The sequence below is a fragment of the Mycolicibacterium novocastrense genome (assembly GCF_001499835.1).
In the GTDB taxonomy this organism is placed as follows: domain Bacteria; phylum Actinomycetota; class Actinomycetes; order Mycobacteriales; family Mycobacteriaceae; genus Mycobacterium; species Mycobacterium novocastrense.
The window spans coordinates 19,306-46,232 of record NZ_LQIH01000022.1; the positions used below are offsets into that span (position 1 = coordinate 19,306).

Annotated in this window: 24 protein-coding genes; 12 read left to right on the forward strand and 12 right to left on the reverse strand. The window is 68.4% G+C overall.

The genetic code is table 11. The annotated features are described in order from the left end of the window. Nucleotides 1-34 precede the first annotated feature (34 nt). The gene (locus AU072_RS16180) at nt 35-1,678 is read left to right on the forward strand and encodes a DUF7800 domain-containing protein (protein ID WP_064414728.1); all 1,644 of its coding nucleotides are present in this window, start codon (nt 35-37) and stop codon (nt 1,676-1,678) included. Nucleotides 1,679-1,685: 7 nt separating this feature from the next. On the opposite strand, the gene AU072_RS16185 is transcribed toward AU072_RS16180, so the two are convergent. The 5 genes from AU072_RS16185 to AU072_RS16205 are packed head-to-tail and all read right to left on the reverse strand — an operon-like array spanning nt 1,686 to nt 7,479. Then, nucleotides 1,686-2,426 carry an SDR family NAD(P)-dependent oxidoreductase gene (locus tag AU072_RS16185; RefSeq protein WP_064414729.1) on the reverse strand — a complete coding sequence of 247 codons (741 nt, stop codon included), beginning with the start codon at nt 2,424-2,426 and terminating at the stop codon, nt 1,686-1,688. Between the two features lie 55 nt (nt 2,427-2,481). Further along, nucleotides 2,482-4,083 (reverse strand): dipeptide ABC transporter ATP-binding protein, encoded by a 1,602-nt coding sequence (locus tag AU072_RS16190; RefSeq protein ID WP_064414754.1) that lies wholly within the window; start codon nt 4,081-4,083, stop codon nt 2,482-2,484. Between the two features lie 11 nt (nt 4,084-4,094). Next, nucleotides 4,095-4,985: an ABC transporter permease gene (locus AU072_RS16195; protein ID WP_064414730.1), complete on the reverse strand. Its 891-nt coding sequence runs from the start codon at nt 4,983-4,985 to the stop codon at nt 4,095-4,097. After that, complete coding sequence (locus tag AU072_RS16200) at nt 4,982-5,950, reverse strand: ABC transporter permease (protein ID WP_064414731.1); 969 nt, start codon at nt 5,948-5,950, stop codon at nt 4,982-4,984. The genes AU072_RS16195 and AU072_RS16200 overlap by 4 nt, the downstream gene beginning before the upstream one ends. Next, nucleotides 5,947-7,479: an ABC transporter substrate-binding protein gene (locus tag AU072_RS16205; protein ID WP_064414732.1), complete on the reverse strand. Its 1,533-nt coding sequence runs from the start codon at nt 7,477-7,479 to the stop codon at nt 5,947-5,949. Before AU072_RS16205 ends, AU072_RS16200 begins: the two co-directional genes overlap by 4 nt. A 113-nt stretch (nt 7,480-7,592) precedes the next feature. Between AU072_RS16205 and AU072_RS16210 the strand changes: the two genes are divergently transcribed. The 4 genes from AU072_RS16210 to AU072_RS16225 all read left to right on the forward strand — a co-directional run bounded on the left by AU072_RS16210 (nt 7,593) and on the right by AU072_RS16225 (nt 12,201). Then, nucleotides 7,593-8,138, forward strand: a complete 546-nt coding sequence (locus tag AU072_RS16210) for a hypothetical protein (RefSeq protein WP_064414733.1) — start codon at nt 7,593-7,595, stop codon at nt 8,136-8,138. Between the two features lie 66 nt (nt 8,139-8,204). Further along, on the forward strand, nt 8,205-9,272 hold the full coding sequence (locus AU072_RS16215) for a glycoside hydrolase family 183 protein (RefSeq protein WP_064414755.1): 1,068 nt from the start codon (nt 8,205-8,207) through the stop codon (nt 9,270-9,272). 134 nt (nt 9,273-9,406) lie between these two features. Next, nucleotides 9,407-10,435: an NAD(P)H-dependent amine dehydrogenase family protein gene (locus AU072_RS16220; RefSeq protein WP_064414756.1), complete on the forward strand. Its 1,029-nt coding sequence runs from the start codon at nt 9,407-9,409 to the stop codon at nt 10,433-10,435. Beyond that, the gene (locus tag AU072_RS16225; protein ID WP_064414734.1) at nt 10,435-12,201 is read left to right on the forward strand and encodes an Hsp70 family protein; all 1,767 of its coding nucleotides are present in this window, start codon (nt 10,435-10,437) and stop codon (nt 12,199-12,201) included. The genes AU072_RS16220 and AU072_RS16225 overlap by 1 nt, the downstream gene beginning before the upstream one ends. A gap of 30 nt (nt 12,202-12,231) precedes the next feature. Here the strand turns inward: AU072_RS16225 and AU072_RS16230 are convergent, their stop codons facing one another. Further along, nucleotides 12,232-13,320, reverse strand: a complete 1,089-nt coding sequence (locus tag AU072_RS16230; protein ID WP_064414735.1) for a class I SAM-dependent methyltransferase — start codon at nt 13,318-13,320, stop codon at nt 12,232-12,234. Between the two features lie 136 nt (nt 13,321-13,456). Here AU072_RS16230 and AU072_RS16235 point away from each other — a divergent pair, with 136 nt between their 5' ends. After that, entirely contained in the window at nt 13,457-14,200 is a 744-nt protein-coding gene (locus AU072_RS16235; RefSeq protein WP_064414736.1) for an SHOCT domain-containing protein, read from the forward strand. On the opposite strand, the gene AU072_RS16240 is transcribed toward AU072_RS16235, so the two are convergent. Together AU072_RS16240 and AU072_RS16245 are read right to left on the reverse strand one after the other, a co-directional pair. Then, nucleotides 14,201-14,830: an MBL fold metallo-hydrolase gene (locus AU072_RS16240; protein ID WP_064414737.1), complete on the reverse strand. Its 630-nt coding sequence runs from the start codon at nt 14,828-14,830 to the stop codon at nt 14,201-14,203. Then, the gene (locus AU072_RS16245; protein ID WP_064414738.1) at nt 14,827-15,915 is read right to left on the reverse strand and encodes an S-(hydroxymethyl)mycothiol dehydrogenase; all 1,089 of its coding nucleotides are present in this window, start codon (nt 15,913-15,915) and stop codon (nt 14,827-14,829) included. The genes AU072_RS16240 and AU072_RS16245 overlap by 4 nt, the downstream gene beginning before the upstream one ends. Before the next feature lie 36 nt (nt 15,916-15,951). Between AU072_RS16245 and AU072_RS16250 the strand changes: the two genes are divergently transcribed. The 4 genes from AU072_RS16250 (at nt 15,952) to AU072_RS16265 (ending at nt 19,334) form a co-directional block, all read left to right on the forward strand. Next, nucleotides 15,952-16,731: a dioxygenase family protein gene (locus tag AU072_RS16250; RefSeq protein WP_064414739.1), complete on the forward strand. Its 780-nt coding sequence runs from the start codon at nt 15,952-15,954 to the stop codon at nt 16,729-16,731. A 71-nt stretch (nt 16,732-16,802) separates the two neighbouring features. After that, nucleotides 16,803-17,876 (forward strand): class I SAM-dependent methyltransferase, encoded by a 1,074-nt coding sequence (locus tag AU072_RS16255; protein ID WP_064414757.1) that lies wholly within the window; start codon nt 16,803-16,805, stop codon nt 17,874-17,876. A 10-nt stretch (nt 17,877-17,886) separates the two neighbouring features. Next, on the forward strand, nt 17,887-18,711 hold the full coding sequence (locus AU072_RS16260) for a serine hydrolase domain-containing protein (RefSeq protein ID WP_064414740.1): 825 nt from the start codon (nt 17,887-17,889) through the stop codon (nt 18,709-18,711). A gap of 110 nt (nt 18,712-18,821) precedes the next feature. Next, entirely contained in the window at nt 18,822-19,334 is a 513-nt protein-coding gene (locus AU072_RS16265; RefSeq protein WP_064404474.1) for a DUF3145 domain-containing protein, read from the forward strand. Nucleotides 19,335-19,436: 102 nt separating this feature from the next. Here AU072_RS16265 and AU072_RS16270 read toward each other — a convergent pair whose 3' ends face one another. Next, nucleotides 19,437-20,351, reverse strand: coding sequence for a diacylglycerol kinase (locus AU072_RS16270; protein WP_064414741.1), 915 nt, complete (start codon nt 20,349-20,351; stop codon nt 19,437-19,439). Continuing rightward, nucleotides 20,348-21,928, reverse strand: a complete 1,581-nt coding sequence (locus AU072_RS16275) for an FAD-binding oxidoreductase (protein WP_174523783.1) — start codon at nt 21,926-21,928, stop codon at nt 20,348-20,350. The genes AU072_RS16270 and AU072_RS16275 overlap by 4 nt, the downstream gene beginning before the upstream one ends. 59 nt (nt 21,929-21,987) lie before the next feature. Here AU072_RS16275 and AU072_RS16280 point away from each other — a divergent pair, with 59 nt between their 5' ends. After that, on the forward strand, nt 21,988-22,566 hold the full coding sequence (locus AU072_RS16280; RefSeq protein ID WP_064414743.1) for a TetR/AcrR family transcriptional regulator: 579 nt from the start codon (nt 21,988-21,990) through the stop codon (nt 22,564-22,566). Then, nucleotides 22,563-24,101 (forward strand): glycerol-3-phosphate dehydrogenase/oxidase, encoded by a 1,539-nt coding sequence (locus AU072_RS16285; protein ID WP_064414744.1) that lies wholly within the window; start codon nt 22,563-22,565, stop codon nt 24,099-24,101. The genes AU072_RS16280 and AU072_RS16285 overlap by 4 nt, the downstream gene beginning before the upstream one ends. A 99-nt stretch (nt 24,102-24,200) precedes the next feature. On the opposite strand, the gene AU072_RS16290 is transcribed toward AU072_RS16285, so the two are convergent. After that, entirely contained in the window at nt 24,201-25,625 is a 1,425-nt protein-coding gene (locus AU072_RS16290; protein ID WP_064414745.1) for an acyl-CoA carboxylase subunit beta, read from the reverse strand. Nucleotides 25,626-25,660: 35 nt separating this feature from the next. After that, nucleotides 25,661-26,923: a 3-oxoacyl-ACP synthase KasB gene (gene kasB / locus AU072_RS16295; RefSeq protein ID WP_064414746.1), complete on the reverse strand. Its 1,263-nt coding sequence runs from the start codon at nt 26,921-26,923 to the stop codon at nt 25,661-25,663. Nucleotides 26,924-26,927 lie beyond the last annotated feature (4 nt).

Genomic DNA, 26,927 nt, shown 5'->3' on the forward strand with positions numbered 1-26,927 from the left:
TACGCCGCCGTCAACAAGGGTGCATGATGGTGCGATGCCCGAGGTTCGCGTGGGTCCGCTGCTTCGTCACGTCGGCAAAACCGACGCGACCGTGTGGGTCGAGACGGACAAGCCGTGCGGCGTCGAGGTCCTGGGCAGCCACGCGGACACCTTCGAGGTCGAAGGTCACCACTTCGCGATCGTCTGCGTGACCGACCTCGACCCCGAGAGCGAGCACCCCTATGAAGTGCACCTCGACGGGGAAAAGGCCTGGCCGCCAAAGGGATATGAGTATCCGCAACCGCGAATAAGGTTGATGCCGCGGGACGGCTCGCTGCGACTGCTGTTCGGGTCCTGCCGCGCGTCGGCCCCGCATCACCCGCCCTACACCTATCAGCACTGGTGGCACCCCAAGGGCAAGGGCATCGACGTGCTGCGCACCTACGGGATGCGGATGCTGCGCCAGCCGTCGGCGCTGTGGCCCGACGCCCTGCTGATGATGGGTGACCAGCTCTACGCCGACCAGGTGAACGACACCATCAAGGATCTGGTCGCCGACCGCGAGGTACACGCCAACGGCCCGGTCGAGGTGCTCGAGGACTTCGAGGAGTACTGCATCGGCTACTGGGACGCCTGGTGCGATCCCGTCGTGCGGTGGATGCTCTCGACCATTCCGACGTCGATGATGTTCGACGACCACGAGATCAACGACAAGTGGAACACCTCGCAGGCCTGGCTCGACGAGAAGCGCCAGACCGACTGGTACCGGACCCGGATCATCGGCGGGCTGATGGCGTACTGGATCTACCAGCACCTCGGCAACATGTCGCCCGACGAACTGGCCAAGGACCAGACGTTCCAGCGCGTCACCGAGACCAGGCAGGGTTCGGAACCGATTCGCGAACTCGCTGAGATGGCCGAAAAGGACGACGGCACATCCCATTTCAGCATGTGTCGCGATCTCGGTGCGGCGAGGCTGATCGTCGCCGACGCCCGCACCGGCCGCCAGCTCAAACCCGGACAGCGCCGGATCACCACCGACGAGGAATGGGACTGGATCACCGCCAACGCCGACGGGAACTATCAGCACCTGCTGTTCGCCAGCTCACTGCCGATCTTGCTGCCCTACGGAATGCACCACATCGAAGCGTGGTCGGAGGCCGTCGGCGACGGCGCCTGGGGACGATGGCTCACCGGGCTCGGGGAGAAGGTCCGCATCACGGCCAACCTCGACCACTGGGCCTGCTTCCAGGAAAGTTTCCGGCGCTTCGAGGATCTGCTCATCGACGTGGCGAGCGGACGGCGAGGTCCCGCCCCCGACTCGGTGGTGCTGTTCGGTGGCGACGTACACCACTGCTGGGTGTCCGAGGTCGAGGTGCCCGACGAGGCGACCAAGCTGGGCACCAAGGTCTGGCAGGTGGTGTGTTCGGGACTGCGCAAAGAGCCGTCCGCGGTCGAACGAGTCGTCCTGCGGCTCGGCCACACCGGCTTCGTCGAGGCCGTCGGCAAGGCGCTGGTGAAGACCACGAAAGTGCCCAAGGCGCGGCTCCGATGGCGGCCCGTATCCGAGCCGCATTTCCGCAATCAGGTCGGGACGCTGGAGATCGCGGGCGGGGAGATGGGCGTACGGATCGAGAAGGTCACCGGCGGCTGGCGCAAACCGCACCTGACCACCGTCATCGAGCACAAGTTGCTCTGAAACCGCCTCAGCCGGCGCCCTTGCCGTTGTCGACACGGTAGACCGCACCGTGGATCGCTGCGGCGTCGTCACTGGCGAGGAACGCGATGGTCTTGGCGACGTCGACGGTGTCCATGAACCCTCGCGGCGAGGCGATGCGCATGATGAGGTCCCAGTCGGCGTTCTCGGGCGCGGAGAACTCGGTGGTCTGCGCGGTCGGCATCCCACCGGGGCAGACCGCGTTCACGCGGACCTTCTCCTTCGTGTACTCGACGGCCAGCGCGCGCGTCAGCCCCACGAGACCATGTTTGGCGGCGCAGTATCCGGCCGAGTACACCTCGCCCTCCACCCCCGCGATCGACGAGACGTTGACGATGTTGCCGCCGCTCTCCAGAAGGTGCGGCAGCGCGGCGCGACAGAGGTAGAACGGCCCGTGCAGGTTCACCGCCAGGTCGCGCTCCCACTCGTCGTCGCTGACCGCGGTGGTGTGTCGCATCTGGTGAAAGCCCGCCACATTCACCAGGACGTCGAGACGGCCGAATTCCTCCACGCACCGGGCGACGGCCTCACTGCACGCCGCCGAGGACGTCACGTCCACCGACGCGAAGCGACCCCCGGGCACGGCCTCGAACACCTCCGCCATCCGCTCGGCGTCGCGGGCGATGCCGAAGACCGTCGCACCCCGTTCCGCGAACAGTTGCGCGACAGCGGCGCCCAAACCCGCCGAGGCACCCGTCACCAATGCGACCTTGCCGCTCAGTTGCGTCATGGCATGACCTTCTCACGCTGCGGCGAGGGGAGTGGGGGCACCTGCCCGCGGGGCCCTACGGGGCCGAGACGCGTGGGCGTTCCGGGGGTACGGCAGCCAACAGCGCGCGGGTGTAGTCGTCGCGGGGTGAGGCGAACAATTCGGCGGCCGGCCGGTACTCGACCGCAATACCGTCGCGCATCACCAGCACGTCGTGGCTGACCTGCTGGACGATCGCGAGGTCGTGGGCGATGAACAGATAGGTCAGTCCCAGGTCGCGTTGTAGCCGGGCCAGCAGGTCGAGAACCTTGGCCTGTACCGAAACATCCAGGGCCGCAGTCGCTTCATCGAGGATCAGCAACTCGGGCTCGCCGGCCAGCGCGCGGGCGATGCTCACCCGCTGGCGTTCACCACCCGACAGCTCGTGCGGGTAGCGCGACGCGAACGACGTTGGCAGGCCGACGAGGTCGAGCAGTTCGCCCACCCGGTCCGCGCGGGCACGCCGACCCTTTGCGAGCCGGTGCACGATCAGCGGTTCGGCGATCGCCGCGCCCACGCGGGCGCGCGGGTTCACCGACGAGAACGGGTCCTGGAACACCAGGCCGATCCGCCTGCGCAACGCCTTCTCCGCCGACCCGCGCACCCCGAACACGTCGGCGTCGGAGAGTGTCGCGGTGCCCGCGTCGGGCCGCACCAGGCCGGTGAGTGCGGACGCCACGGTCGACTTACCCGAACCCGATTCGCCGACCAGGCCCAGGGTGGTGCCCCGGCGGATCTGGAACGACAGATCCTTGACGGCGTGCACGGTCGACTTGCCGACCGGCGTGCTGACCTCGAACCGCACGTCGAGACCGTCGACATTCAACAGCACCGGCGCATCGGGCACCGGCGGTGGGCCCGGACGCCCGATGAGCGGTCGCGCGGCGAGCAGTTCTCGGGTGTACTCGTGGCGAGGCCGGTCGAAAACGTCGGTGACCGAGGCCTGCTCGACCGCTTCGCCGCCGCGCAGCACCGTCACGTCCTGAGCCACCTGGCCGATCACGCCGAGGTCGTGGCTGATCCACACCACCGCGGTGCCGAAGTCGCGCTGCAGTTCGGCGACCAGGTCGACGATCTGCGCCTGAGTGGTCACATCGAGGGCGGTCGTCGGTTCGTCGGCGATCAGCAGCGCGGGGTCACATGCCATCGCGATCGCGATCATCACGCGCTGCTTCTGCCCGCCGGACAGCTGATGCGGATAGGCGCGCAATCGCGATTCGGGGTCCGGCAGCCCGACCGCCTCCAGCAATTCGAGCGCCCGGCCACGCGCCTGCTGTCGGGTCATCCGGCGGTGCGCCTCAAGCGATTCGGTGATCTGCCGCTCCAGCGTCAACAGCGGGTTCAGCGACGTCCCCGGGTCCTGGAACACGAACCCGATCCGGCCGCCGTGCACGCTGCGCAACACCCGGTTCGAGGCGCCGATGAGCTGGGTGCTTCCGGATTCGGTTGTCAGCGTGCTGGTTCCGGCCACCCGCGCACCCGGCGCGTCGAGCAGGCCCGTCGCGGCCAGCACGGTCATCGACTTGCCCGAACCGGATTCGCCCACGATTCCCAGTGTCTGTCCCCGGTGCACGTCGAACGACACCCCGTGCACGATCTCGCGGCTGCCGATGCTGACCCGCAGGTCGCGCACGCTCATCACCGGATCGCTCACTGCGACATCCCTTTCCGGCGGGTTTCGGCGAGCGTGCGCTGCCGGGGATCGAGGACGTCGCGCAGACCGTCGCCGAGCAGGTTGAATGCGAGCACCGTGACGAAGATGGCCGCACCGGGGAACACCGCCATCCACCAAGCCATGGTCACGAAACCCTGCGAGTCGAAGATCATCCGGCCCAGCGACGGCTGCGGCGGCTGAATACCCAACCCCAGGAACGACAATGCCGCTTCGGACAGGATGGCGAAGGCCAGCGACAGCGACGTCTGCACGACCAGCGGTCCGGCGATGTTGGGCAGGATGTGGCGGCCCAGGATGTACACATGCCCGGTGCCCATGCTGCGCGACACGGACACGAACGGTTCGACGCGCACGCTCATGGTGCTGGCGCGCGCCACCCTGGCGAAGATCGGCGTGTACACGATGCCGATCGCCAGGATCGTCGTCGTCACACCGGGACCGAGGATCGCCACCACGGCGAGGGCCAGCAGCAGCACCGGAAACGCGAACATCACGTCGACCACGCGCATGAACACGGTGTCGAGCCAGCCGCCGCGATAGCCCGCGAGCACGCCGACCGTCACACCGACCACCACGGCGAACGTCACGCTAACCACGGCCACGCGCATCGATGCCTGCGTCGCCACCAGCACCCGCGACAACACATCACGGCCCAGTTCGTCGGTGCCGAACCAGTGCGCCCCGCGGGGCGGTTGCAGGGCATTCGGCACGTCGACGTCGTTGATCCCGTACGGCGCAATCCAATTGGCGGTGACGGCGACGAATGCGATCAGCAGGAGCAGGACGGCGCTGACCATCGTGACGGGGTTGCCCATGAGCAGACGCAGCGAGGACACCCTGCTGCTCGACCCGGCGGGAGCTGTCATGACAACCTGATCCTCGGGTCGACGACGGCGTAGAGCACGTCCACAATCAGGTTGATCAACAGGAACAGCGCCGCGATCAACAGCACCGTGCCCTGAATGACCGCATAGTCGCGCCCCGCCACCGCGTTGTAGACGAGCCGGCCCAGACCCGGCCAGGCGAACACCACCTCGACGACGATCACCCCGGACAGGATCGTGGCCAACTGGATGCCGGTGATGGTCAGTATCGGGATCAACGCGTTGCGCACGGTGTGGCGCAGTGTGACCACCCGCGGCGCAAGCCCTTTCGAGCGCGCGGTACGCACATAACCCATCGCGGCGACCTCGAGCACCGCCGAGCGCACGTAGCGTGTCAAGATCGCGCCCGCCACCAGGCCGACGGTGAGCGCGGGCAGGATCAAATGGCGCAACCACCCCACGGGGTCGTCGAACAGCGGCCGGTAGCCCGAGGTGGGCAGCCAGTGCAGCGTCGAGGCGAACAGCGCGATGAGCAGTATGCCCATCCAGAAGTCGGGCACCGACACCCCGAACTGGCTGCCCACCCGCACGAGTGCGTCGCTGACCCGGCCCTCGCGCAGCGCCGACCAGATCCCCGCCGGAATGGCGATCAGCAGCGCGATGACGATTCCGGCCGCCGCCAGTGACACTGTGGCGGGCAGTCTTTCGAGCAGAATCACCGTCACCGGGTCGCCGTTGCGGAAGCTGACCCCGAGATCGCCGGTCAGCGCGTTGCCGATGTAAGACAGGAATTGCTCGACGATCGGTTTGTCCAGGCCGCTGGCCGACCGCAACGCCTCGTAGGCCTGCGGTGTGTAACGCGTTCCGAGCGCGATGCGCACCGGATCGCCGGGCACCAGATGCACCAGCGCGAAACTCACGACCAGCACGCCGAGCAGCACCACCGCCGAATACGCCAACCGGCGCGCCAAGAACCGCGCGATCGGGTGAGTGAGCAAGCCGATCATGAGGTTTCGCTCCCGGCCAGGCTCGCCGTGCGGAAGCGCACGGCACCGTCGCGGCGGGCTTCGTAGCCCGACAGGTTTCTCACCCACGCCTGGATCACCGACGGGTTGTACAGGTAGATGTAGCTCACCTCGTCGGCGATGATCGTTGCGGCCCGCCGATACAGCTCCAAACGTGCCTGCCGGTCCGTCTCGACGCGCCCCGCGTCCAGCAGGCGGTCGACCTCCGGGTTGGAGAACTTCTGGGCGTTGCTCGTCCCGTTCGTATGGTGCTGGGCGTAGTAGAAGTCGTCGGGGTCGATGTTGCCGAGCCAGCCCATCATCAGCATGTCGAAGTTGCCGGAGTTCTGCTCGTCGAGCCAGGTGGCGAAGTCGACGGTGCGGATGTTGACCGTGATGCCCAGCGGCGCAAGGTTATCCGCGATCACCTGCGCTGCGGTCACGGTCTCGGGGTATTCGCTGGTGACCAGCATGTCGAGATCGACATCGCCGACCCCCGCCTCGTCGAGAAGCCGTTGGGCGGTGTCGGTGTCGTAGCGGTAGCGGTCGTAGGCGGTGTACCACGGGTTGCCTTCGGGGATGGCGAGCTGGTTGGCGGCCGCGGTGCCGTAGCTGGTGGCCGCGACGATGGCGGCGCGGTCGATGCCGAAGGCGACGGCCCGGCGTGCCCGCGCGTCGTTCCACGGCTTGTGCGCCTCGTTGAGCGCGAGATACCAGTAGTCGTTGCTGGCGGTCACCTCCAGATGCAGTGAGTCGTCGTCACGAAGCTGCGCGACCCGCTGCGTCGGGACGGAGTCGGTCCAGTCGACCTCACCGGCCTGCAGCGCCGACAGCGCGGTCGAGGGTTCGGAGATGAACCGGAACGTCACACCGCCCACCTTCGGGGCGCCGCGCCAATACGCCTTGTTCGCGGTCAAGATGATCGAGTCGCCGCTCTTCTGCGACCGGAAGGCGAACGGTCCGGTGCCCACCGGGTGAGTGGCGATCTGACCGCTTTCGACGTTGCGGCGCGAGACGATCGCCATGCCCTTGAACCCGCCGATGTTGGTCAGCAGGTTGGGCGTCGGATGTTCGACCTGGATCACCACGGTCATCGGGTCGACGGCGCGCACGTCGGTGACGGCGCTGAACTTGTCGACGTTGGCCAACTGCTCGTCGATGATGCGCCGATACGAGAACACGACGTCCTCGGCGGTGAACGGGCTGCCGTCGTGAAACGTCACGCCCGGCCGCAGATGGAACGTCCACGCCAGCTGGTCCGGGCTGACCTCCCACGATTCGGCGAGGGCGGGCCGCATCTCCAGGTCGGCATCTGGTTCGACGAGCGTGTCGAAGACGTTCTCGAGCACCTCGAAGGAGAAGTACGCGCTGGTCTTGTGCGGGTCCAGTTGGTCGGGTTCACCGGCGATGGCGGCGACTAGGTTGTTCGACGACTCCCCGAGATCCACGCCCTGACCGGTGGAGCACCCGGCCAGCACCGTCACGACCGCGGTGACGACCACGGTGGCCAGTACTTCCACCAGTCGTTTCATGCCTCTACCCCTCCGGCGATGACCGCCGAAACCCGGAGCCGGGGAAAGGGGTGACGACGCCGCGTGCACACTGAGATACTCGACACCACGGTAGACGGCTGAAGGGGCACGAGGTGACCAAGACGATCGCGCGGACGTTGGGCGTCGTGGCGTTCGCGCTCGGGCTGACATTCAGTGCCGTGGGGACCGCGGCCGGCCAGGGCGACGTGAAATCTCCCGATACCCCCGAAGGGGTCTACACGGTCAGGATCGCCGGCCAGGCCGAGACGACCTGGGAGATCTTCCCGATCTGCGTGCCGACGGTGGGCGACCTTCGCGAGCCGCTGATCCTGCCGGTCGGGTGCAGGCTCAAGGTCACGCCGGCGGGCCGCGGTGGCGCCGAGGCCGACATGGTCGGCGGCGAGTGGACATTCAAGGCGAACACGTTCGACTCGATCCGCAACTGCCCGGACGGCAGCACCGCGCTGCAGAAGGAGATCTACTCCTTCAACGGGGCCACTCTCACCGGGCGCGCCAGGATCATCCACGGTGCGGTGTGCGGCGAGCAGCCCGGGATGGTCGAGCTGCCGCTGACGCTGACGTTCAAGGAACCGCTGTCGATTCCCGTCACGCCGTACCCGCTGATCTGCGAACCCGGCGGTCTGCGGCTCTGCTACTAGGTGCCTGGTAACCCGTCGATCGGCGGAGCGGCCGGGCGCGGGCTCGGCCCCAGCGGGCGGGCCCGCCTGCCACTCCTCAACGGCAAGGCCCTCGATCTGACCGGTCCCGGGCTGACCGATCGATGGGGTGTCACGTGCACCGACCTCGGCGCGTCGGTGCTCGCGCCGAACGGGAAGCTGGTCTCGGTGTTCGGCGACACCTTCTCGGGTCCCCGGGTCGGCCTCGGCGATTGGCGGTCCCCGGTCGTCCTGATCGGCACCGGCGACGCCGACCACCCGATCGTCTACGAACGCGCCGGTGGCAGCGATCCCGGCTACGCGCGTCAACTGTGGCACTACGAGCACGACGACGCGGGCACCGGCTGGCGTCGCGGCGGGATCAGCACGGTGATCCCGTCGGACCTGCTGACCGTCGGCGGATCGATGTATCTGCACGCCATCGTCAACCGCGGCTTCGGCAACGTCGCCTGGACCGAGATCTGGCACTCGCCCGACAGCGGCGTGAGCTGGACCCATCTGGGGGAGAGGGCCAAGTTCCCCGCCGACCTGCACGGCGGTCACGCACAGTGCTGGGCATGGGATTACGAGCCCGACGACGACTGGGTGTACGTGGCGGCGACCGGTTTCCAGCGCGACAAGGGCATCGTGCTGATGCGGGTGCGTCCGGAGCACATCGGCGACAGGACCCGTTACGTCAGTTGGCATTTCGACGGGACGAGGTGGTCGTGGGGGACATCGGCGACGCCCATCACACCGGTCGGTGAGCGATGGGGCGAGCTCGCGTTGCGTCGCGTCGGGCCGGGGAAATGGGTCCTCGGCGGATTTCTCGCGTCGAAGTACGCGCTCGGCTACCGCGTCGTGGAGTCACCGGTGGCGAACATGCACACCACGCCGGTCCAGATGCCCGTCCTCGGATCGGCGTGGGAGGACGAGGACCATGCCGGCAGCCGGGTCGCCCAGCTCTACGGCGGGTACCTGCTGCCGGGATCGCGCTTCGACATCGACGGCGGTGTCGGACTGGTTGTCTCGCAGTGGAATACGGCGACCGGCTGGCCCTACCGGGCGATGCAGTTCAAGTCCGCCCTCAAAGACAGCACCAGGACGGTGCCACCACCCGATCCGATCAATCTGTAGCGTCCGATCCGTCGCGACGGTGACGCCCCTATGGTGTTAGAGCGGGGCCGAGTGAGAGGCGAGCAGTGACTGGGAGATCTGGGGATTCCGGCACCAAGCGTGTAGTGGTCTGGGGCACCGGTTTCGTGGGCAAGATGGTGATCCCCGAAATCGTCAAACATCCCCTGTTCGAGCTGGTCGGCGTCGGCGTGAGCAGCCCGGACAAGGTCGGCCGCGATGTCGGTGACATCTGCGGGCTGGGCACGGAGCTGGGGGTGACCGCGACCGACGACGTCGATGCGCTGATCGCGCTGAAACCCGACGCGCTGGTGCACTACGGGCCGACGGCCAATCGCGCCGACGACAACATCGCACTGATCACCCGCTTCCTGCGGGCGGGCATCGACGTGTGTTCGACCGCGATGACGCCCTGGATCTGGCCCACCATGCACCTGAACCCTCCGAACTGGATCGAGCCCATCACGGCGGCCTGCGAACTCGGCGAATCGTCGTGCCTGACCACCGGCATCGACCCCGGGTTCGCCAACGACCTGTTCCCGATGACGCTGATGGGCCTGTGTTCGGAAGTGCGCAAGGTTCGTGCCTCCGAACTGCTCGACTACACCAACTACGAAGGCGACTACGACCGCGAGATGGGCATCGGTAAGCCGCCCGAGTACCGGCCGCTTCTCGAGAATCCCGACATCCTGATATTCGCTTGGGGCGCAACGGTCCCGATGATCGCGCACGCCGCGGGCATCATGCTCGACGAGATCACCACCACATGGGACAAGTGGGTCACGCCGACCGAACGCAAGACCGCGAAGGGCATCATCGCCCCGGGTAACGTCGCGGCCGTGCGGTTCACCATCAACGGCGTGTACCGGGGCGAGACCCGCATTCAGCTCGAACACGTCAACCGGATCGGCAACGACGCCGCACCCGACTGGCCGTCGGGCAACGAGAACGACGTCTACCGCGTCGACATCGAGGGCACCCCGAGCATCTTCCAGGAGACCGCGTTCCGGTTCACCGACGGCTCCGCGCGTGACGCCGCCGCGGCCGGCTGCCTGGCGACCGGCCTGCGCGCGCTCAACGCGGTGCCCGCGGTCAACGACCTCTCGCCTGGCTGGGTGACGGCGTTGGATTTGCCATTGATTCCGGGCGCAGGCACCATCCGCTGATGGCCGATGGGGTAGGGCTCTCGGTTGGCGCGACCAACCTGGCCGCCGTCGTCGTGGGCAGATCAGCCGTGACCCGGTCGGCGGTGCTGACGTTGTATCCGCACCGCCCGCCCGAGGTCGGCGTGCCCGGTGAGAACCGCAACCTCGACGAACGCGGCCTGATCCTGACCGATTTCGTCGACCGGGTCGGGGATCCGGTCGGCATCGTCGCCGCCGACGGTTCCACTCACAAGGCCGAAGTCGTGCTCGCCGATGCGCTGCGGGCAATGCTCCACGCGGTCGGGGGCGGCCGGGGCCCCGTCGGCAACATCGCGGTGACGCACCCGGCACACTGGCGGCCCGCCTCCGTCGACGCGCTGCGCGGGGCGTTGGCCGCAGTGCCCGAGTTTCAGCGGCCCCGGCCGGCGCCCGTCGTCTCCGATGCGGTGGCCGCGCTGACCTCTCTGCAGGACGAACCGGGGGTGCCCACCCGCGGCGTCATCGCCCTCTGCGACTTCGGGGGGACCGGAACCAGCATCAGCCTGTTCGATGCGGATAACGGTTACACGCAGATCGGCCAGACCGTCCGCCACCACGACCTGTCCGGTGACCTGGTCGACCAGGCGCTGCTGACCCACGTCCTCGAGGATCTGTCGGCGGCCGGGGCCGTCGACCTGTCCAGTACCTCGGCGATCGGCTCGCTGTCGCGGTTGCGTGCGCAGTGCCGCGGCGCCAAGGAGCGGCTGTCCACCGCGGCGTTCACCTCGCTGGTGGCCGAATTGCCCGGGCATCGCAGCGACGTGCGGCTGACGCGCACCGAACTCGACGAGGTGCTGAGCGGACCTCTCACGGGGTTTGCGAACACCCTGCAGGAGACCCTGGAGCGCAACGGTATTCGTGAACTGGCGGCCGTGGCGTCGGTCGGCGGCGGGGCGCGGATCCCGGTCGTCACCACCACGCTCTCGGAGCGGTTCCGGGCGCCGGTGATCACGTCGGCCCACCCCGAATTGGCTTCGGCGGTGGGCGGTGGGTTGGCCGCCGTCCGAGGCACCGTCGAGGAGGGGATGACCGCGATGTCCGCGGCTCCCGGGGCCGGTGCTGCCGTCGCCGCGGCCACGGCGATGGCCCCCGAGGTCGGCTCTGCGGCCGACGAAGCGTCGCCACAGTCAGAAGCCTTCGGGGCATTGGCCTGGTCGGACGCCGAAGAGCTGCCCGAGGTCGCGGCAACCGATCCCTACGACTACGGACCGCCCGCGGCCGGCGCCGCCGACGTGCGCCCGCAGATGCAGTTCGACGACGAATCCTGGGACGACCTGCCGCCGCGACCGGTGCCCTGGTACCGCAATCCGGCGGTCCCGCTGGCCGTTGGCGTCCTCGTGGTGCTGGCCGCGCTGGTGGCCGCGGTGCTGTGGGTGATGTCCGGCGACGAGTCCGCACCTGAGCCGGCGACCACCACACCACCCATGACGGTCACCCCGCGGCCCACGACACCGACCACCGCCGAGCCGCCGCCACCGCCGGCCACCCAGGCGCCCCAGACCGTCTACCGGCCGCCTCCGCCGGTGACCCAGACCATCACCGAGCCGCCTCCGTCGCCGGAGCCGCCCCCGACATCCGAGCCGCCGCCTCCGTCGCCGGAGCCGCCCCCGACAACCGAGCCGCCGCCCACCACGACGGCACCGCCGGCGACCACGCAGCCGCCGTGGAGCCCGACCGCGCCGTACCCGACGATTCCGGGGCTGCCGTGGGTGCCCGCTCCGCAACTGCCCGGTCAACCGGCTCCGTAGCACCGTTCGGCCGCATCGGCGGCTGACGGCTCAGGGGTTTCTCGGTTTCTTGGTCAACACCAGGTGCGCCATCGGGATCTGGGTCTTCTCGGGAGCCGCGGCCAGCCGGGCCGCCATACCTGCCTCCAGGCGATCGAAGAACTGGTTTGACCGAGGGTCGGCGGCACCGCCCTCGAGTGTGGTCGCCAGCATCGGGAACACCGCCGCCCTGGCGAATGACGCCCACTGCGCGCCGAAAGTCGTTGCGTTGCCGTCGACTTGATACTGCTGCCAGAAGCGGTCCCCGGCGTCGAAGATCTCCAGATGTTCGATCTCGAGTTGTTCGAAACGGCCCTTCGGAGCAAACGGCGCCAGGAAATCCTGCTCCCGCCGGCCGACGATCGGGATACCCATCCGGTGCACCTCGTCGGCGGTCAGCAAGCCGTCGGCGGCCAGTTCGTCGAGCGCGTCGACCAGCGCGTCGAGCACCGAGCGGTACCCCACCTCGCCGTTGTCGTCGACTGCCGTCGTCATCACAACGAAACGACCGCCGCGACGCAGTTCACGACCGCGGAAGGCGATGAACTCGTGCCAGTCGGTGGCAGCCTGCCTGGCGTACGCGGCGCGCACCGTCTCGTCGCGGCTGTAGGCCACGTGGACGTGGTCGGGGATCGGCGCGGGTACACGGCTGAGCCAATGCACGGCCCATGAACTCCAGCCGAGGTTCACACTGCTCGACGGCATGATCTGCGAGTAGAACGACCGGCCGATCGCGGAGGCGAAAGCCGCGGAGTCCTTGCTCAGATAGGTGTCCGGATCTTCGGCGAGGGTGCGGAACAGTGCGGTGAAGTCGTTCTCCGGTACGTCGGTGTGCACGACCAGGGTGGGGTGGTCGGTGCGGGTCCGCTTGCGCACCACCGCGATTGCCGCGCAGATCGGCAGCAGCGAGTTGTGGCCCGTCGACGCGCCGTAGTCGGCGATGACGAACGGTTGCGGAGGCCTCGGGATCGGCACGGCGGCGGCCGCCTCCTCGAAAAGCTTGATCGCCCCCTGCAGACCGGCGGCCTGCAGACGCGAACCGGCGGTGTACGACCCGCTCTCCATCGGCTCGGGCCGCACGACGATGCTGGACTCGGGCATCGCGACCTCCGTGACGTGCGGACAACAGGTTCGGTCCTATCCGACGGTAGTCCCCGCGGGCCGTCGCCGCCGACGGAGGTCGACGTATCCGTGGCAACACCGCGCCGGGAGGTCCCGCCCGTGCCAAACTCTGCCCATGAGCGGAAGGGCCGGCCCGCGCGTCGCCGTCGTCGTCTCCGTGTTGACCCTCGTGACTGCCGTCGTCGGTTTCATTGTCACCCTGGTGCTCAACGCGTTCGTCCTCGACGATTTCGACGCGTACGGCGAAGTGCCGATTCCGGGATCCGGCAGCATCGAGTTGCCCGCGGGCGAGGTGACGGTCAGCTTCCACACCGTGACGACTGGACAGCCGACCAGTGGTTTCCCGATCCCCGCGCTCAGCATCAACATCGACGCGCCCGACGGGGCGCCCGATCCCGTGGTGACCGAAAGTATCGGCGGGACAACCACCGTGAACAGCGACACCCATGTGCGGCTCTGGGTGGTACAGGTCGCCGAGCCCGGCGCCTATCGAGTCTCGACCGACGGCAGCGTGAACGGGTACATCGACCCGCGGCTCTCGTTCGGGCACGGCAGTTCGTACGGCTGGCTGGCGTGGTTGTTCGGCGGGTTGGCCGCGCTGGGGGTGCTGGGGCTCATCGCCGCTCTGATCTGGTCGGCGCGCGCGGCCAAGGTGGCGCGCCCGCTGGCGCCGCACGAGATCGTCAACGCCGACGCACCGCCGACCCTTCGGGCGGTGTCGACGCCCACCTCGGCGTATCAGCCCGACGATGGGGGCGTGCGCCTCGAGCAGCTGAAGCAGCTGGCCGCCCTTCGAAATTCGGGCGCGCTGACCGAGGCCGAGTTCAACGCGGAGAAGCGCCGCATACTGGGGGACTAGCTAGTGCCCTCTGGCCACCCACTCGTCGTAGTTGACCAGCTCATCGCCGATGGTGGTGGAATCGCCGTGACCGGTGTAGACGACGGTGTGGTCGGGCAGCTTTCCCAGCCGCCCGGAGATCGACTCGAGGATGGTGGGGAAGTCGGAGAACGACCGCCCCGTCGCGCCCGGCCCGCCCTGAAAGAGGGTGTCGCCGGAGAACACCGCGTTCAACTCCGGCGCATGCCAGCACACCGAACCTGGCGAATGCCCGGGTGTGTGCAGGGCGCGCAGCTCGGTACCCGCGACCTGCAGGGTGTCGCCGTCGGCCACGGTGCGGAAGTCGCTGTCCGGGTGCGTCATTCGCCACAGCATGTCATCGGCCGGGTGCATCAGCACCGGCGCGTCGAGTGCCTGGCCCAGTTCGGGTGCGACCGTCACATGGTCGTTGTGTCCGTGCGTGCACACGACCGCGACCACGTGCCGGCCGCCGACCGCGTTGACAATCGGTCCCGCGTCGTGCGCCGCGTCGAACACCACCACCTCGGAGTCGTCGCCGACGATCCAGATGTTGTTGTCGACTTCCCAACTGCCGCCGTCGAGTTCGAAGGTCCCGTGGATGACCACCCGGCCGATCGGTCCGCCGTTCATTTCAACACCACCACCGATCGCAGCACCCCGCCCTTGTGCATCTTGTGGAACGCCTCCTCGACATCGTCGATGCCGATACGTTCGGTGACGAACTTCTCCAGCGGTAGTCGGCCCTGCAGGTAGAGGCTGATCAGCGTGGGGAAGTCGCGTTCGGGCAGGCAGTCGCCGTACCAGGACGACTTCAGCGAGCCGCCGCGCGAGAAGAAGTCGATCAGCGGCATCTCCAGCGTCATGTCGGGAGTCGGAACACCCACCAAGACAACGGTTCCCGCGAGGTCGCGGGCGTAGAACGCCTGCTTCCAGGTCTCCGGCCGGCCGACCGCATCGATCACCACGTCGGCGCCGAAGCCGTCGGTGAGGTCGGCGATGGTCTCCACGGGATCGAGTTCGCGGGCGTTGATGGTGTGGGTGGCGCCGAAATCGCGTGCCCACTCGAGCTTCTTGTTGTCGGTGTCGACGGCGATGATGCGCTTGGCGCCGACCAGGGCGGCCCCGGCGATGGCGGCGTCGCCGACGCCGCCGCAGCCGATCACGGCGACGGTGTCGTCGCGGGTCACCGCGCCCGTGTTGACCGCGGCGCCGAGCCCGGCCATCACGCCGCAGCCCAGCAGCCCGGCCACGGCGGGGTCGGCCGCGGGATCGACCTTGGTGCACTGCCCTTCGTGCACCAGCGTCTTGTCGGCGAACGCGCCGATGCCCAGGGCCGGGGTCAGCTCCGTGCCGTCGGTCAGCGTCATCTTCTGCGCGGCGTTGTGGGTGTCGAAGCACAGGTGCGGACGGCCGCGCTTACATGCCCGGCACTGGCCGCACACCGCGCGCCAGTTGAGGATCACGAAATCGCCGGGTTCGACGTTGGTCACACCTGCTCCGACGGATTCGACGGTGCCCGCGGCCTCATGGCCCAGCAGGAACGGGAATTCGTCGTTGATGCCGCCCTCCCGATAGGTCAGGTCGGTGTGGCAGACCCCGCACGCCGTGACGTCGACCACCACCTCGCCCGGACCCGGGTCGGGGATCACGATGTCCACGACTTCGACCGGCTCGTCCTTCTTTCGTGAGATCACTCCGCGCACCGTTTGACTCATGACTACAACCTATCGGCTGGGGGAACACTCGGTCACATGGCTGATTCGCTTCCCGCGCTGTTCCTCTCCCACGGTGCGCCGCCGCTGGTCGACGACGAGTTGTGGGTGCGTCAGCTCGCGGCTTGGGCGACAGAGCTACCACGGCCTGCGGCGATCCTGGTCGTGTCGGCGCACTGGGAATCCGCGCCGCTGACGATCGGGTCGACATCGACGCAGACCCCGCTGACCTACGACTTCTGGGGCTTCCCGCAGCGCTACTACCAGACGACCTACGACGCGCCCGGCGCCGTCGACCTCGCCGCGCACATCGAGGCGATGCTGCCCCGCGATGAGCCGGTGCGCCACGACCCCGACCGCAGGCTCGACCACGGCGCCTACGTTCCGCTGACGGTGATGTATCCCGACGCCGACATCCCGGTGCTGCAGATCTCGATGCCGAGGCTCGACCCGCAGGCGCTGCTGCACCTGGGCGAGCGGTTGAGGCCGCTGCGCGACGCGGGCGTGCTGATCATCGGGTCCGGGTTCACGACACACGGCCTGCCGTTCCTCGACGACCCGTCACCGGGCGCGGAGCCGCCGGACTGGTCGACGGACTTCGACATGTGGGCGGCCGAGATGTTCGCCGCCGGCGACGTCGACGCCCTGATCGACTTCCGTCATCGGGCGCCGGGCATGCCGTATGCGCATCCCACCATCGAGCACTGGTCGCCGCTGTTCGTCGCGCTCGGCGCCTCCGGCGATCCCGCGCAGCAGGCGCGGCAGGTGATCGACGGCTACTGGATGGGCCTGGCCAAGAGGTCGATCGAACTGATTTAGCCGTTGAACCGCCCGGCGGCGGACTCCGTTGTGCAATGGACATGAGTTCAGCACGCCGGAAGGAACCCGCGATGACCGATATCGACCACAGACCAGCGGACACGACCGAGGAGTTCGCCGCGCGGATGGTGTCCGCGATCGACAGCGCCAGCCTCGCCCTGCTGTTGTCGATCGGTCACCAGACCGGGTTGTGGGACACCATGGCCGATTCCGCCCCGGCCACCAGCGCCGAGCTCGCCGCGGCCGCGGGACTCAACGAACGCTACGTGCGCGAGTGGCTGGGCGGTGTGGTGACGGCTGGGGCGGTCGAGTACGACCCCGCGGCGGGCACCTATTGGCTTCCGCCGCACCGCGCCGCGGTCCTCACCCGCGCCGCGGGCCCGGACAACTTCGCGCGGTTGGCGCAGTTCATTTCGCTGCTGGGCGAGGTGGAGCAGAAGATCATCGGCTGCTTCCGCACCGGCGGAGGGCTGTCCTACAGCGAGTACCCGCGGTTCCACACGGTGATGGCCGAGCAGAGCGGAGAGGTGTTCGACGCCGCGCTCGTCGACGTCATCCTGCCGTTGGCGCAGGGATTGCCACAGCTGCTGCGCGACGGGGCCGACGTCGCCGACATCGGCTGCGGCAGCGGGCACGCGATCAACGTGATGGCCCAGGCGTTCCCGGCCAGCCGGTTCACCGGAATCGACTTCAGCGACGAGGGTCTCGGCGTGGGACGCGCCGAGGCGGCTCGGCTGGGCCTGGCCAACGCCACCTTCGTCGCAGCAGACGTTGCGGCGCTGGACATGCCCGAAAGTTACGATGTGATAACGGTTTTCGACGCCATCCACGACCAGGCCGATCCGGCCGCCGTGCTGGCCAACATCTATCGTGCGCTCAGGCCGGGCGGCTGCCTGCTCATGGTCGACGTCAAGGCCTCGAGCAACCTGGAGGACAACGTCGGCGTGCCGCTGGCCACGTACCTCTACACGGTCTCGACGATGCACTGCATGACGGTTTCGCTCGGCCTCGACGGTGCCGGACTCGGCACCTGCTGGGGGCATCAACTCGCCACCTCGATGCTCGCCGATGCCGGATTCAGCGACGTCTCGGTGCGAGAGATCGAGTCCGATCCGGTCAACAACTACTACATCGCGCGCAAGTAGGCTCGGCGCGATGAGCGCGCTGGATCTCGTGGGCGACTGGCCGGTGCCCAACGCCGCGGCCGCCGTCGTCGGACCGTCTGGCGTGCTGGCCGAGCATGGCGACCAGCGGCGACGATTTGAGCTGGCGTCGGTGACCAAGCCGCTGGCCGCACGCGCGGTGCAGGTCGGCGTCGAGGAGGGCGCGGTCGAACTCGACACCGAAGCGGGCCCGCCCGGGGCGACGGTGCGTCACCTGCTGGCGCACGCGTCGGGCTACTCCATGCGCTCGGCGGAGACGATGGCCGAGCCGGGGGCCCGGCGGGTCTACTCGAATTACGGGTTCGGGGTGTTGGCCGAGACCCTCGAGAAGGCGACGGGCATCGCGTTCGACCGGTATCTGACCGAGGCGGTGTTCGAACCGCTGGGCATGTCCGACAGCGTGCTCGACGGGGGCGCGGCCGCCGCGGGGTACGGCGCGACGTCGACGGCGGCCAATCTGGCGGCGTTCGCCGCAGACCTGCTGCGGCCGGCTACCGTGTCCGCCCAACTGCACGGCGAGGCGATCTCGGTGCAGTTTCCCGGCCTGGACGGGGTGCTGCCGGGATTCGGTGTGCAGCGACCCAACGACTGGGGGCTGGGCTTCGAGATCCGCGGCGACAAGTCCCCGCACTGGACCGGCGAGGACAACTCCGGGCGCACGTTCGGGCATTTCGGCCAGTCAGGGACGTTTTTGTGGGTCGATCCGGACGCCGATCTGGCGCTCGTCGTGCTCACCGATCGCAACTTCGGCGAGTGGGCGTACAAGCCGTGGCGGACGTTATCTGACGAAGTCCTGAGAGAATTCGCCGCAGACTAGCGCAACAGGCGCCTCACAAGGCACAATAGACACGCACGACACAGCTGTAATTTTCGGTTTCAAGAGGCCGCTTGGGGAAGACGTCCCTCGTGGAGCCGAAGGAGTGGCAAATGCGTGCGTCGAACCAGTTCGCCGAAGCGACGACGGGCGTGGTCTACATCCACGCGTCACCCGCTGCGGTGTGCCCGCATGTCGAGTGGGCGTTGTCGTCGACCCTTCAGGCGAGGGCGAACCTCAAGTGGACTCCGCAACCGGCCATGCCGGGACAGCTGCGAGCCGTCACCAACTGGGTCGGCCCGGTGGGTACCGGTGCCGCCTTGGCCAGCGCGTTGCGGTCGTGGTCGGTGCTGCGGTTCGAGGTGACCGAGGATCCCAGCCCCGGCGTCGACGGCCATCGCTGGTGTCACACGCCGCAGCTCGGACTGTGGAGCGGATCGATGAGCGCCAACGGCGATGTGATCGTCGGCGAGATGCGGCTGCGCGCGATGATGGCCGCCGGCGCGGACACGCTGGCCGCCGAACTGGACTCGGTGCTGGGCACAGCGTGGGACGAGGCCTTGGAGCCGTACCGCGATGGCGGTGCGGGCGCGGAGGTGAGCTGGCTGAGCCGCGGAGTCGGTTAGGTCGACGACACCAGGCAGGGAGTCGGGTAGCCGACGCGGTCCGGCGCGAGTGTGCGGACCCATACGCCCGAGCGGCGTGTCGGGTATGGAACCGCACGTTCGTCAGCGTCGCGGCGCCAGGATCCGCAGCGCCCCGGGAACCGCCGACACCTCGACCGGTAGCGGGCACATGTACTCGCCGTCGGCGTAAGCGTTGATGCCGGGGGAGTCGACGGTGATGGTCTTGGCCCGCGCGGTGCGAACCTCGTCGAGGTGTACGTGGGTGCCCTTGAACACGGTGGGAAACAACCGGATCAGCCGGGTGCGTGACGCCGAGGCCACCATCGTCACGTCGAGCAGACCGTCGGTCGGGTCGGCTTCAGGGCAGATCCGCATGCCGCCGCCGTAGCTGCGGGTGTTGCCGAACGCGGCCAGCGTCAACTCCGTCGTCACTTCGTCGCCGTCGAACGACAACCGGAACGGCAGGAGCCGCAACTTCGACAGCTCGGCGACCATCGCGAGGTTGTATCGCATACGGCCGTGCGGCCAGCGCATCCGGTTGGTCCGGTCGGTCACCAGCGAGTCGAAACCTGCGGCCATCACGGTGCCGAACCATTTCTCGGTGCCGTCGGCGCCGCGGATCCGCCCGAGGTCGATGGTCTTCGCGGTCCCGGCGGTCAGGCCGTCGACCACGACGTCGGCGGCGGCTTCGGGATCGCGTGTCGGGATCGTGAATTCGCGTGCGTGGTCGTTGCCGGTGCCGGCCGGGATGATGCCCAGGGGAATGTCGGTCTGCGCAAGCACCTGCAGCGCAAGGGAAATGATTCCGTCGCCGCCGACCACGACGAGCGCGTCCATCCCGCGTTCGAGCGCGCCTTCGACGAGTTTGCGCGCGTGTTCGGCGTCGGTGCCCGCGATCGCGACGACGTCCATTCCGCGCCGATGGAATTGTGCGACAGCGCGTTCGGCCGCGTGGGGTGCGCTGCCGTGCCCCGAGGCGGGGTTGGTCAGCATCGTGACGCGACCGTCGATCGTCATGGGATCAGCTTGCCCGGGTTGAGGATTCCCGCCGGGTCGAGTGTGTCCTTGACGGCGCGCAGGATCGCGACGCCGAGGTCGCCGACCTCGTCACGCATCCACGGCCGGTGGTCGGCGCCGACGGCGTGGTGATGGGTGATGGTGGCCCCGGTGCGCATCATCGCGTCCGACGCCGCGGCTTTGGCCTTGCGCCACTGCTCGATCGGGTTCCCCCGCTGCCCGGCGACGACCGTGAAGTACAGCGACGCGCCGGTCGGATACACGTGCGAAATGTGGCACAGCACCAGCGATGGCGTGCCGGTTTCGGTGAGCGCAGTCGTCAGCGCCTCGGTGACGGCGGCCTTGAGCGCAGGCACGTTCGACCAGTTCGTCGCGGTCTCCAACGTCTCGCACAGTGCGCCGGCCGACAGCAGCGAGTCGCGTAGATACGGCGCGTTGAACCGGCCGTGCTCCCACGCGCGTGCGGGTTCCTCGCCCAGCGAGGTGCCGCCGGCGGCTTCGAGCACCGCGCGTGTCTCGGAGTGTCTGCTGGCGACGTGCGCTTCGGTGCCCTCGAACACCGTGATCGCCAGACATCCTCCGGTGATCTGCTTTTCGCCGATGCTTTCGGTGGTCGCGAGGTTCACTCCCGTCTCGGCCTCGTCGGACAGCCGGATCACCGTCGGGCCGGTACCGGTCTGCACGACCGCGCGCAGGGCGTCGGCGCCCGTGACGAAGTCGGGGAACGACCACGCCTCGTAGCGGGTGGCGGTCGGCTTCGGATGGACCCGCAATCGCACCCGCGTGATGACGCCCAGCACGCCCTCCGAGCCAATCAGCAGCTGTCGCAGATCCGGTCCCGCCGCCGACTCCGGCGCCCGGCCGAGGTCGAGCACGCCGACCGGTGTGACCGCCCGCAGGCCGCGCACCATGTCGTTGAACCGGCCGTAGCCCGCCGACCCCTGACCCGACGACCGCGTCGCGGCGAAGCCGCCGATGGTGGCGAACTGGAAGCTCTGGGGGAAGTGGCCGAGCGAGAAACCGTGCTCGCCCAGCAGCCGTTCGGCGTCGGGTCCTGTCACGCCCGCGCCGAGTTCGGCCACTCCGGAGACCTCGTCGAGGAAGTGCAGTTCGTCGAAGCGGCGCAGGTCCAGGGAGATCACCGCGGGGAAGCCGCCGCGGATCGGGTCGAGGCCGCCGACGACGCTGGTGCCGCCGCCGAACGGGACGATGGCGATGCGGCGCTCAGCGCACAGGTGCAGTATCGCGGCGATTTCCTCTTCGCTACCGGGCAGCACCACCGCATCCGGCGCGTCCTGCTCACCGGGGTCGCGGCGGCGCAGCAGGTCCAATGTCGACTTGCCGCCGGCCCGGAACAGGCGACCCTGGTCGTCGACGCGGCAGTAATCGCGCCCGACGATGGCGGTCAACGCCTCGCGGTCGTCGTCGGTCAGCGCCGACGGCCGCAGGCGCACCTGTTCGGGTTCGAGTTCTTCGGTGGTCGACGTCTCCACGCCGAGCGCCTGTTCGAGCAGCGTCCGGATGCCCTCGGAGAGCGGCTTGGCCTGGGCGGGGTCGCCCCAGGCGTTCCACTTCATCGGGGGCAGGAGAGCGGTCGAGTGAGCATCCGGACGCGTCATGCGTTACAGTATTACACATGTCGTCAATCCGTAACGATGAGTCGACAGTCGAGGCGCGCATCATCGACGCCGCGGCGGCCTGCGTGCTCGCGGTCGGAGTCAAGCGGGTCACGCTGACCGACATCGCCCGCCGCGCGCGCATGAGCCGCCCCACCATCTACCGCAGGTGGTCCGACACGAACGGGGTGCTCGCGGCGCTGATGACCGAGCGCATCGCCGGTGTGCTGGACAAAGTGCCCGACACGGGTTCCGACCGCAAAGCGCTTGTGCAGCGGGTCGTGGAAGTGGCCCGGCACCTTCGCACCGACGAGATCATCATGTCGGTGCTGCAAGACGCACCCGAATTCGCGATGGTCTACATCGCCAACCGGCTCGGGACCAGCCAGATGATCCTGATCGACGCGTTGACCCACGCCATCAAGATCGCCCAGGACGACGGCAGCGTGCGCGCCGGCGACGCGCGTCAGCTGGCCGCGATGTGCCTGCTGATCACCCAGTCGGCGATCCAGTCCGCGCAGATGGTCGAAAAGCTGTTGGACACCGATGCGCTCGACACCGAGTTGGCGCATGCCCTCGACGGGTACCTGGCACCGTGACCGGCTCGACGGCTCTGAACTCCGCGCGCCGCAGCACCGAACTGGCGGCGCTGGCCGACGGTGAGCGCCTCGACGTCATCGTCATCGGCGGCGGCATCACCGGAACCGGCATCGCGCTGGACGCAGCCACCCGCGGACTGCGCGTCGCGCTGGTGGAGAAGCACGATCTCGCGTTCGGCACCAGCAGGTGGAGTTCCAAGCTGGTTCACGGCGGGCTGCGGTACCTGGCGACGGGCAACGTCGGCATCGCCCGGCGCAGCGCCGTCGAACGCGGAATCCTGATGACCCGCAATGCCCCCCATCTGGTCACGGCGATGCCGCAGCTGGTGCCGTTGCTCCCGTCGATGAACTCCGCTTCGCGCGCGCTGGTGCGCTTCGGCTTCGCCGCCGGCGACGGCCTGCGCAAGCTGGCGGGCACGCCGGCGTCGGTGTTGCCCCGCTCGCGGCGGATCGATGCGCGCCGGGCCGTCGAACTGGCGCCCACCGTACGGCGTGACGGTCTCGACGGCGCGTTCCTGGCGTATGACGGGCAGTTGATCGACGACGCCCGCCTGGTGACCGCGGTGGCGCGGACGGCGGCCCAACACGGTGCCCGGGTACTGACTCGGGTGGCGGCGTCGCACGCCACCGGCACCTCGGTGCGGCTGACCGATCAGCTCACCGGCGAGTCGTTCGAGGTCGCCGCGCGCGCGGTGATCAACGCCTCCGGGGTGTGGGCGGGCGAGGTGGATTCCTCGATCAAGCTGCGGCCCAGCCGCGGAACGCATCTGGTGTTCGACGCGGCGGCCTTCGGCAATCCGGTTGCGGCCCTGACCATCCCGATACCCGGTGAGATCAACCGTTTCGTGTTCGCGATGCCCGAGCAGTTGGGCCGGGTGTACCTCGGGCTGACCGACGAGGATGCGCCCGGCCCGGTCCCGGACGTGCCCGAACCCGCGCCCGAGGAGATCTCGTTCCTGCTCGACACCGTGAACACCGCCCTGGACGTCGCCTTGAGCCCGTCGGATGTGATCGGCGCATACGCCGGTCTGCGTCCGCTGATCGACACCGGCGCGGGCCGCACCGCCGACGTCTCGCGCGAACACGCGGTCGTCGAATCACCCTCGGGCGTCATCAGCATCATCGGCGGCAAGCTGACCGAATACCGCTTCATGGCCGAGGATGTGCTCGACCGGGCGATCCAGTTGCGTGGGCTGAGCGCAACGCACTGCCGCACCCGCAACCTGCCGCTCGTCGGGGCGCCGTCGAATCCGGTTGCCACGCTACGTCATCCGGCCGAGATGCCGGGTTCACTGGTGGCCCGCTTCGGCGCCGAGGCGCCGAACGTCATCGCCACCGCCGCGTGCGAGCGGCCCACCGAACCGGTCGCCGAGGGGATCGACGTCATCCGTGCGGAATTCGAGTACGCGGTGACCCACGAGGGCGCGCTGACCGTCGACGACATCGTCGACCGCCGCACCCGCATCGGGTTGGTCGAGGCTGACCGCGAGCGGGTGGTGGCGGTGGCCGAGGAGATGCTCGCGGCCGTCGGCTAGCCACTTCTTACGCCCAGACCGACGAAATGGTCGATCTCACGCGAGCAGTCCCGCCGAAACGTCGGTCTCGGCGCTGAAGGGGTACAGCCGCGCTCGCGGTTACAGCGGGATGTTCTTGTGCCGGCCGCGGCGCGCGGGAGCCTCGGCCAGCGCCTGGGTCAGCTTGCTGCGGGTGTGCGCCGGATCGATCTTCTCGTCGACGACGCCGATGTCGATCGCGGAATCGACGCCGCCCGCGATCTTCTCGTGCTCCACAGCCAACTGTTCGTGCAGGGCCTCGCGCTCGGTGAGATCCTCGACGGCGGCCAACTTCTTCTTGTGCAGGATGCCGACGGCGGCCTTGGCGCCCATGACGGCGACCTCGGCGTCCGGCCAGGCGTAGACCTTGGTCGCACCCAGCGAGCGCGAGTTCATCGCGATGTAGGCGCCGCCGTAGATCTTCCGCGTCACCAGCGTGACCCGGGGGACCGAGCACTCGCCGAACGCGTGCAGCAGCTTCGCTCCGCGGCGCACGACGCCGCCCCACTCCTGATCCACGCCGGGCAGGTACCCGGGGACGTCGACGACGTTGATGATCGGAATTCCGAACGCGTCGCACAGGCGCACGAATCGCGCCGCCTTCTCGGCACTTTCGGAGTTCAGGCAGCCGCCGAGCCGCAGCGGGTTGTTGGCGATCACGCCGACCGAGCGGCCCGACAACCGACCGAGACCGATCACGATCGACGGGGCCCACTTACCCTGGAACTCCTCAAACGGCACGCCCTCGTCCAGCAACGCCTCGACGAGCGGATGCACATCGTATGCGCGTCGCGCCGACTCCGGCAGCAGCGCGTGCAGGTCGGTGTCGCCCGCTTCGGCCTTCGCGCGATCGAAATGGCCCTGCTGGCAGAACAATCCGACCAGCCGGCGGCCGCGCTCGTAGGCGTCGAGTTCGTCGTCGGCGACGATGTGGCACACGCCGGACTTCTTGTGGTGAGTGTCCGGGCCGCCCAGGCTGGCCATGTCGACGTCCTCGCCGGTGACGCTGCGCACCACGTCGGGTCCGGTGACGAACACCCGGCTCTCGGGCGCCATCACGATCACGTCGGTGAGGGCCGGTCCGTAGGCCGCACCGCCCGCGGCGAAGCCGACGACGACCGAGATCTGCGGAACGTAACCGGACGCCCGGATCATCGCCTCGAACACCAGGCCGACCGCGTGCAACGCCTTGACGCCCTCGGCGAGACGAGCACCACCGGAGTGCCAGATGCCCACGATCGGGCTCTGCTCCTCGATGGCCTGGTCGTAGGCGTCGACGATGTGGGCACATCCCTCGACGCCCATGGCCCCACCCATGACGGTGCCGTCGGTGCAGAACGCGATGGTGCGCACTCCGTTGACGGTTCCGGCGGCGGCGAGAACGCCTGAACGGTCGCGCTCGTGCAGCAATTCGACACTGCCGTCGTCGAAGAAGGTGCTCAGACGCAGGAGCGGATCACGAGGGTCGAGCGATTCGCCGACTGTCTCGGGCGCCATGGTCGTCATTCAATACCTCCTAGTGCGCTGGATTCCGGGGAGTGTCAGTACTTCCCGAAAGCGAGCGCGACGTTGTGCCCACCGAATCCGAACGAGTTGTTGATCGCGTACTGGTAATTGCCCGACCGCGGTTCACCGGCGACCACGTCCAGATCGATGTCCGGATCGAGGTTTCGCAGGTTCAGCGTCGGCGGGATGATGCCCTCCCGCAACGCCATGACGGTCAGGATGGACTCCACGGCACCGACCGCGCCGACCGAGTGCCCGAGCGCCGCCTTGGGTGCGTATACCGCAGGCTTGTGGCCGCCCATCGCGTTGTTGATCGCCTTGCCCTCGGCCACGTCTCCGACGCTGGTGCCGGTGGCATGCGCGTTGACGTGGTCGATGTCTGTGGGCTGCAGCCCGGCGAGTTGGATGGCGCGCGTCATCGCGTGACCGGCCTGCTCGCCGTTCGGGTCCGGCGCCACGATGTGGTAGCCGTCCGAGGTGATGCTGGCCCCCATGATCCGGGCCAGGATGTTGGCGCCGCGGGCCTTTGCGTGCTCTTCGGTCTCGATGACCATCAGCGCACCCCCCTCGCCGAACACGAAGCCGTTGCGGTCTTTGTCGAACGGGCGGCATGCGCCGGCCGGGTCATCGTTGGTGGTGGACAAGACGATTCGCATCTGTGCGAAGCCGGCGATCGGCACCGCTTCGATCCTGGTCTCCACGCCGCCGCAGATCGCGACGTCGGCCTCGCCGAGCACGATGTTGCGCCAGGCGTGCGCGATGCCCTCCGAACCCGATGCGCAGGCCGACACCGGAGTGACCACCCCGGCGCGGGCCTTGCGCTCCAATCCGACTGCGGCGGCAGCGGCATTGGGCATGTACATCTGTACGGCCAGCGGTGAAACCGCCTTCAGACCCTTGGCGCGCATGTTGTCGTAGCTGAACACCAACTCCTCGGTGGAGCCCATGCCGGTGCCGATCGACACCGTCAGCCGTTTGGGGTCCACCTCGGGCGTTCCCGCGTTCTCCCAGACCCGCCGGCTCAGGACCGTCGACATCTTCTGCAGATACGACAGGCGGCGCAGTTCCACCTTGCTCAACTCGTGGTCGAAATCCTCGAGGAGATGCCCGCCGATGCGAACCGGCAGGTCATACTCCTCGACGAACGGATCCTCGAGCCTCCGGATTCCACTCTGGCCGTCCAGCAGCTTCTTCCAGGTGTCGTCCGCGCTGGTGGCCAGCGCAGTCGTCATGGCGATACCCGTGACGACGACGTCGGGGAAACCGTCCCCCGTGGAAAGTGCGGCTGACCCTGCCATTCCT

What these genes read in the sequence shown, in the direction of transcription:
- AU072_RS16180 (WP_064414728.1), top strand. Translation starts at nt 35, where the DNA reads ATGCCCGAGGTTCGCGTGGGTCCGCTGCTTCGTCACGTCGGCAAAACC.
- AU072_RS16185 (WP_064414729.1), bottom strand. Translation starts at nt 2,426, where the DNA reads ATGACGCAACTGAGCGGCAAGGTCGCATTGGTGACGGGTGCCTCGGCG.
- AU072_RS16190 (WP_064414754.1), bottom strand. Translation starts at nt 4,083, where the DNA reads ATGAGCGTGCGCGACCTGCGGGTCAGCATCGGCAGCCGCGAGATCGTG.
- AU072_RS16195 (WP_064414730.1), bottom strand. Translation starts at nt 4,985, where the DNA reads ATGACAGCTCCCGCCGGGTCGAGCAGCAGGGTGTCCTCGCTGCGTCTG.
- AU072_RS16200 (WP_064414731.1), bottom strand. Translation starts at nt 5,950, where the DNA reads ATGATCGGCTTGCTCACTCACCCGATCGCGCGGTTCTTGGCGCGCCGG.
- AU072_RS16205 (WP_064414732.1), bottom strand. Translation starts at nt 7,479, where the DNA reads ATGAAACGACTGGTGGAAGTACTGGCCACCGTGGTCGTCACCGCGGTC.
- AU072_RS16220 (WP_064414756.1), top strand. Translation starts at nt 9,407, where the DNA reads ATGGTGATCCCCGAAATCGTCAAACATCCCCTGTTCGAGCTGGTCGGC.
- AU072_RS16225 (WP_064414734.1), top strand. Translation starts at nt 10,435, where the DNA reads ATGGCCGATGGGGTAGGGCTCTCGGTTGGCGCGACCAACCTGGCCGCC.
- AU072_RS16230 (WP_064414735.1), bottom strand. Translation starts at nt 13,320, where the DNA reads ATGCCCGAGTCCAGCATCGTCGTGCGGCCCGAGCCGATGGAGAGCGGG.
- AU072_RS16235 (WP_064414736.1), top strand. Translation starts at nt 13,457, where the DNA reads ATGAGCGGAAGGGCCGGCCCGCGCGTCGCCGTCGTCGTCTCCGTGTTG.
- AU072_RS16240 (WP_064414737.1), bottom strand. Translation starts at nt 14,830, where the DNA reads ATGAACGGCGGACCGATCGGCCGGGTGGTCATCCACGGGACCTTCGAA.
- AU072_RS16245 (WP_064414738.1), bottom strand. Translation starts at nt 15,915, where the DNA reads ATGAGTCAAACGGTGCGCGGAGTGATCTCACGAAAGAAGGACGAGCCG.
- AU072_RS16250 (WP_064414739.1), top strand. Translation starts at nt 15,952, where the DNA reads ATGGCTGATTCGCTTCCCGCGCTGTTCCTCTCCCACGGTGCGCCGCCG.
- AU072_RS16255 (WP_064414757.1), top strand. Translation starts at nt 16,803, where the DNA reads ATGACCGATATCGACCACAGACCAGCGGACACGACCGAGGAGTTCGCC.
- AU072_RS16260 (WP_064414740.1), top strand. Translation starts at nt 17,887, where the DNA reads ATGAGCGCGCTGGATCTCGTGGGCGACTGGCCGGTGCCCAACGCCGCG.
- AU072_RS16265 (WP_064404474.1), top strand. Translation starts at nt 18,822, where the DNA reads ATGCGTGCGTCGAACCAGTTCGCCGAAGCGACGACGGGCGTGGTCTAC.
- AU072_RS16270 (WP_064414741.1), bottom strand. Translation starts at nt 20,351, where the DNA reads ATGACGATCGACGGTCGCGTCACGATGCTGACCAACCCCGCCTCGGGG.
- AU072_RS16275 (WP_174523783.1), bottom strand. Translation starts at nt 21,928, where the DNA reads ATGAAGTGGAACGCCTGGGGCGACCCCGCCCAGGCCAAGCCGCTCTCC.
- AU072_RS16280 (WP_064414743.1), top strand. Translation starts at nt 21,988, where the DNA reads ATGTCGTCAATCCGTAACGATGAGTCGACAGTCGAGGCGCGCATCATC.
- AU072_RS16290 (WP_064414745.1), bottom strand. Translation starts at nt 25,625, where the DNA reads ATGACGACCATGGCGCCCGAGACAGTCGGCGAATCGCTCGACCCTCGT.
- kasB (WP_064414746.1), bottom strand. Translation starts at nt 26,923, where the DNA reads ATGGCAGGGTCAGCCGCACTTTCCACGGGGGACGGTTTCCCCGACGTC.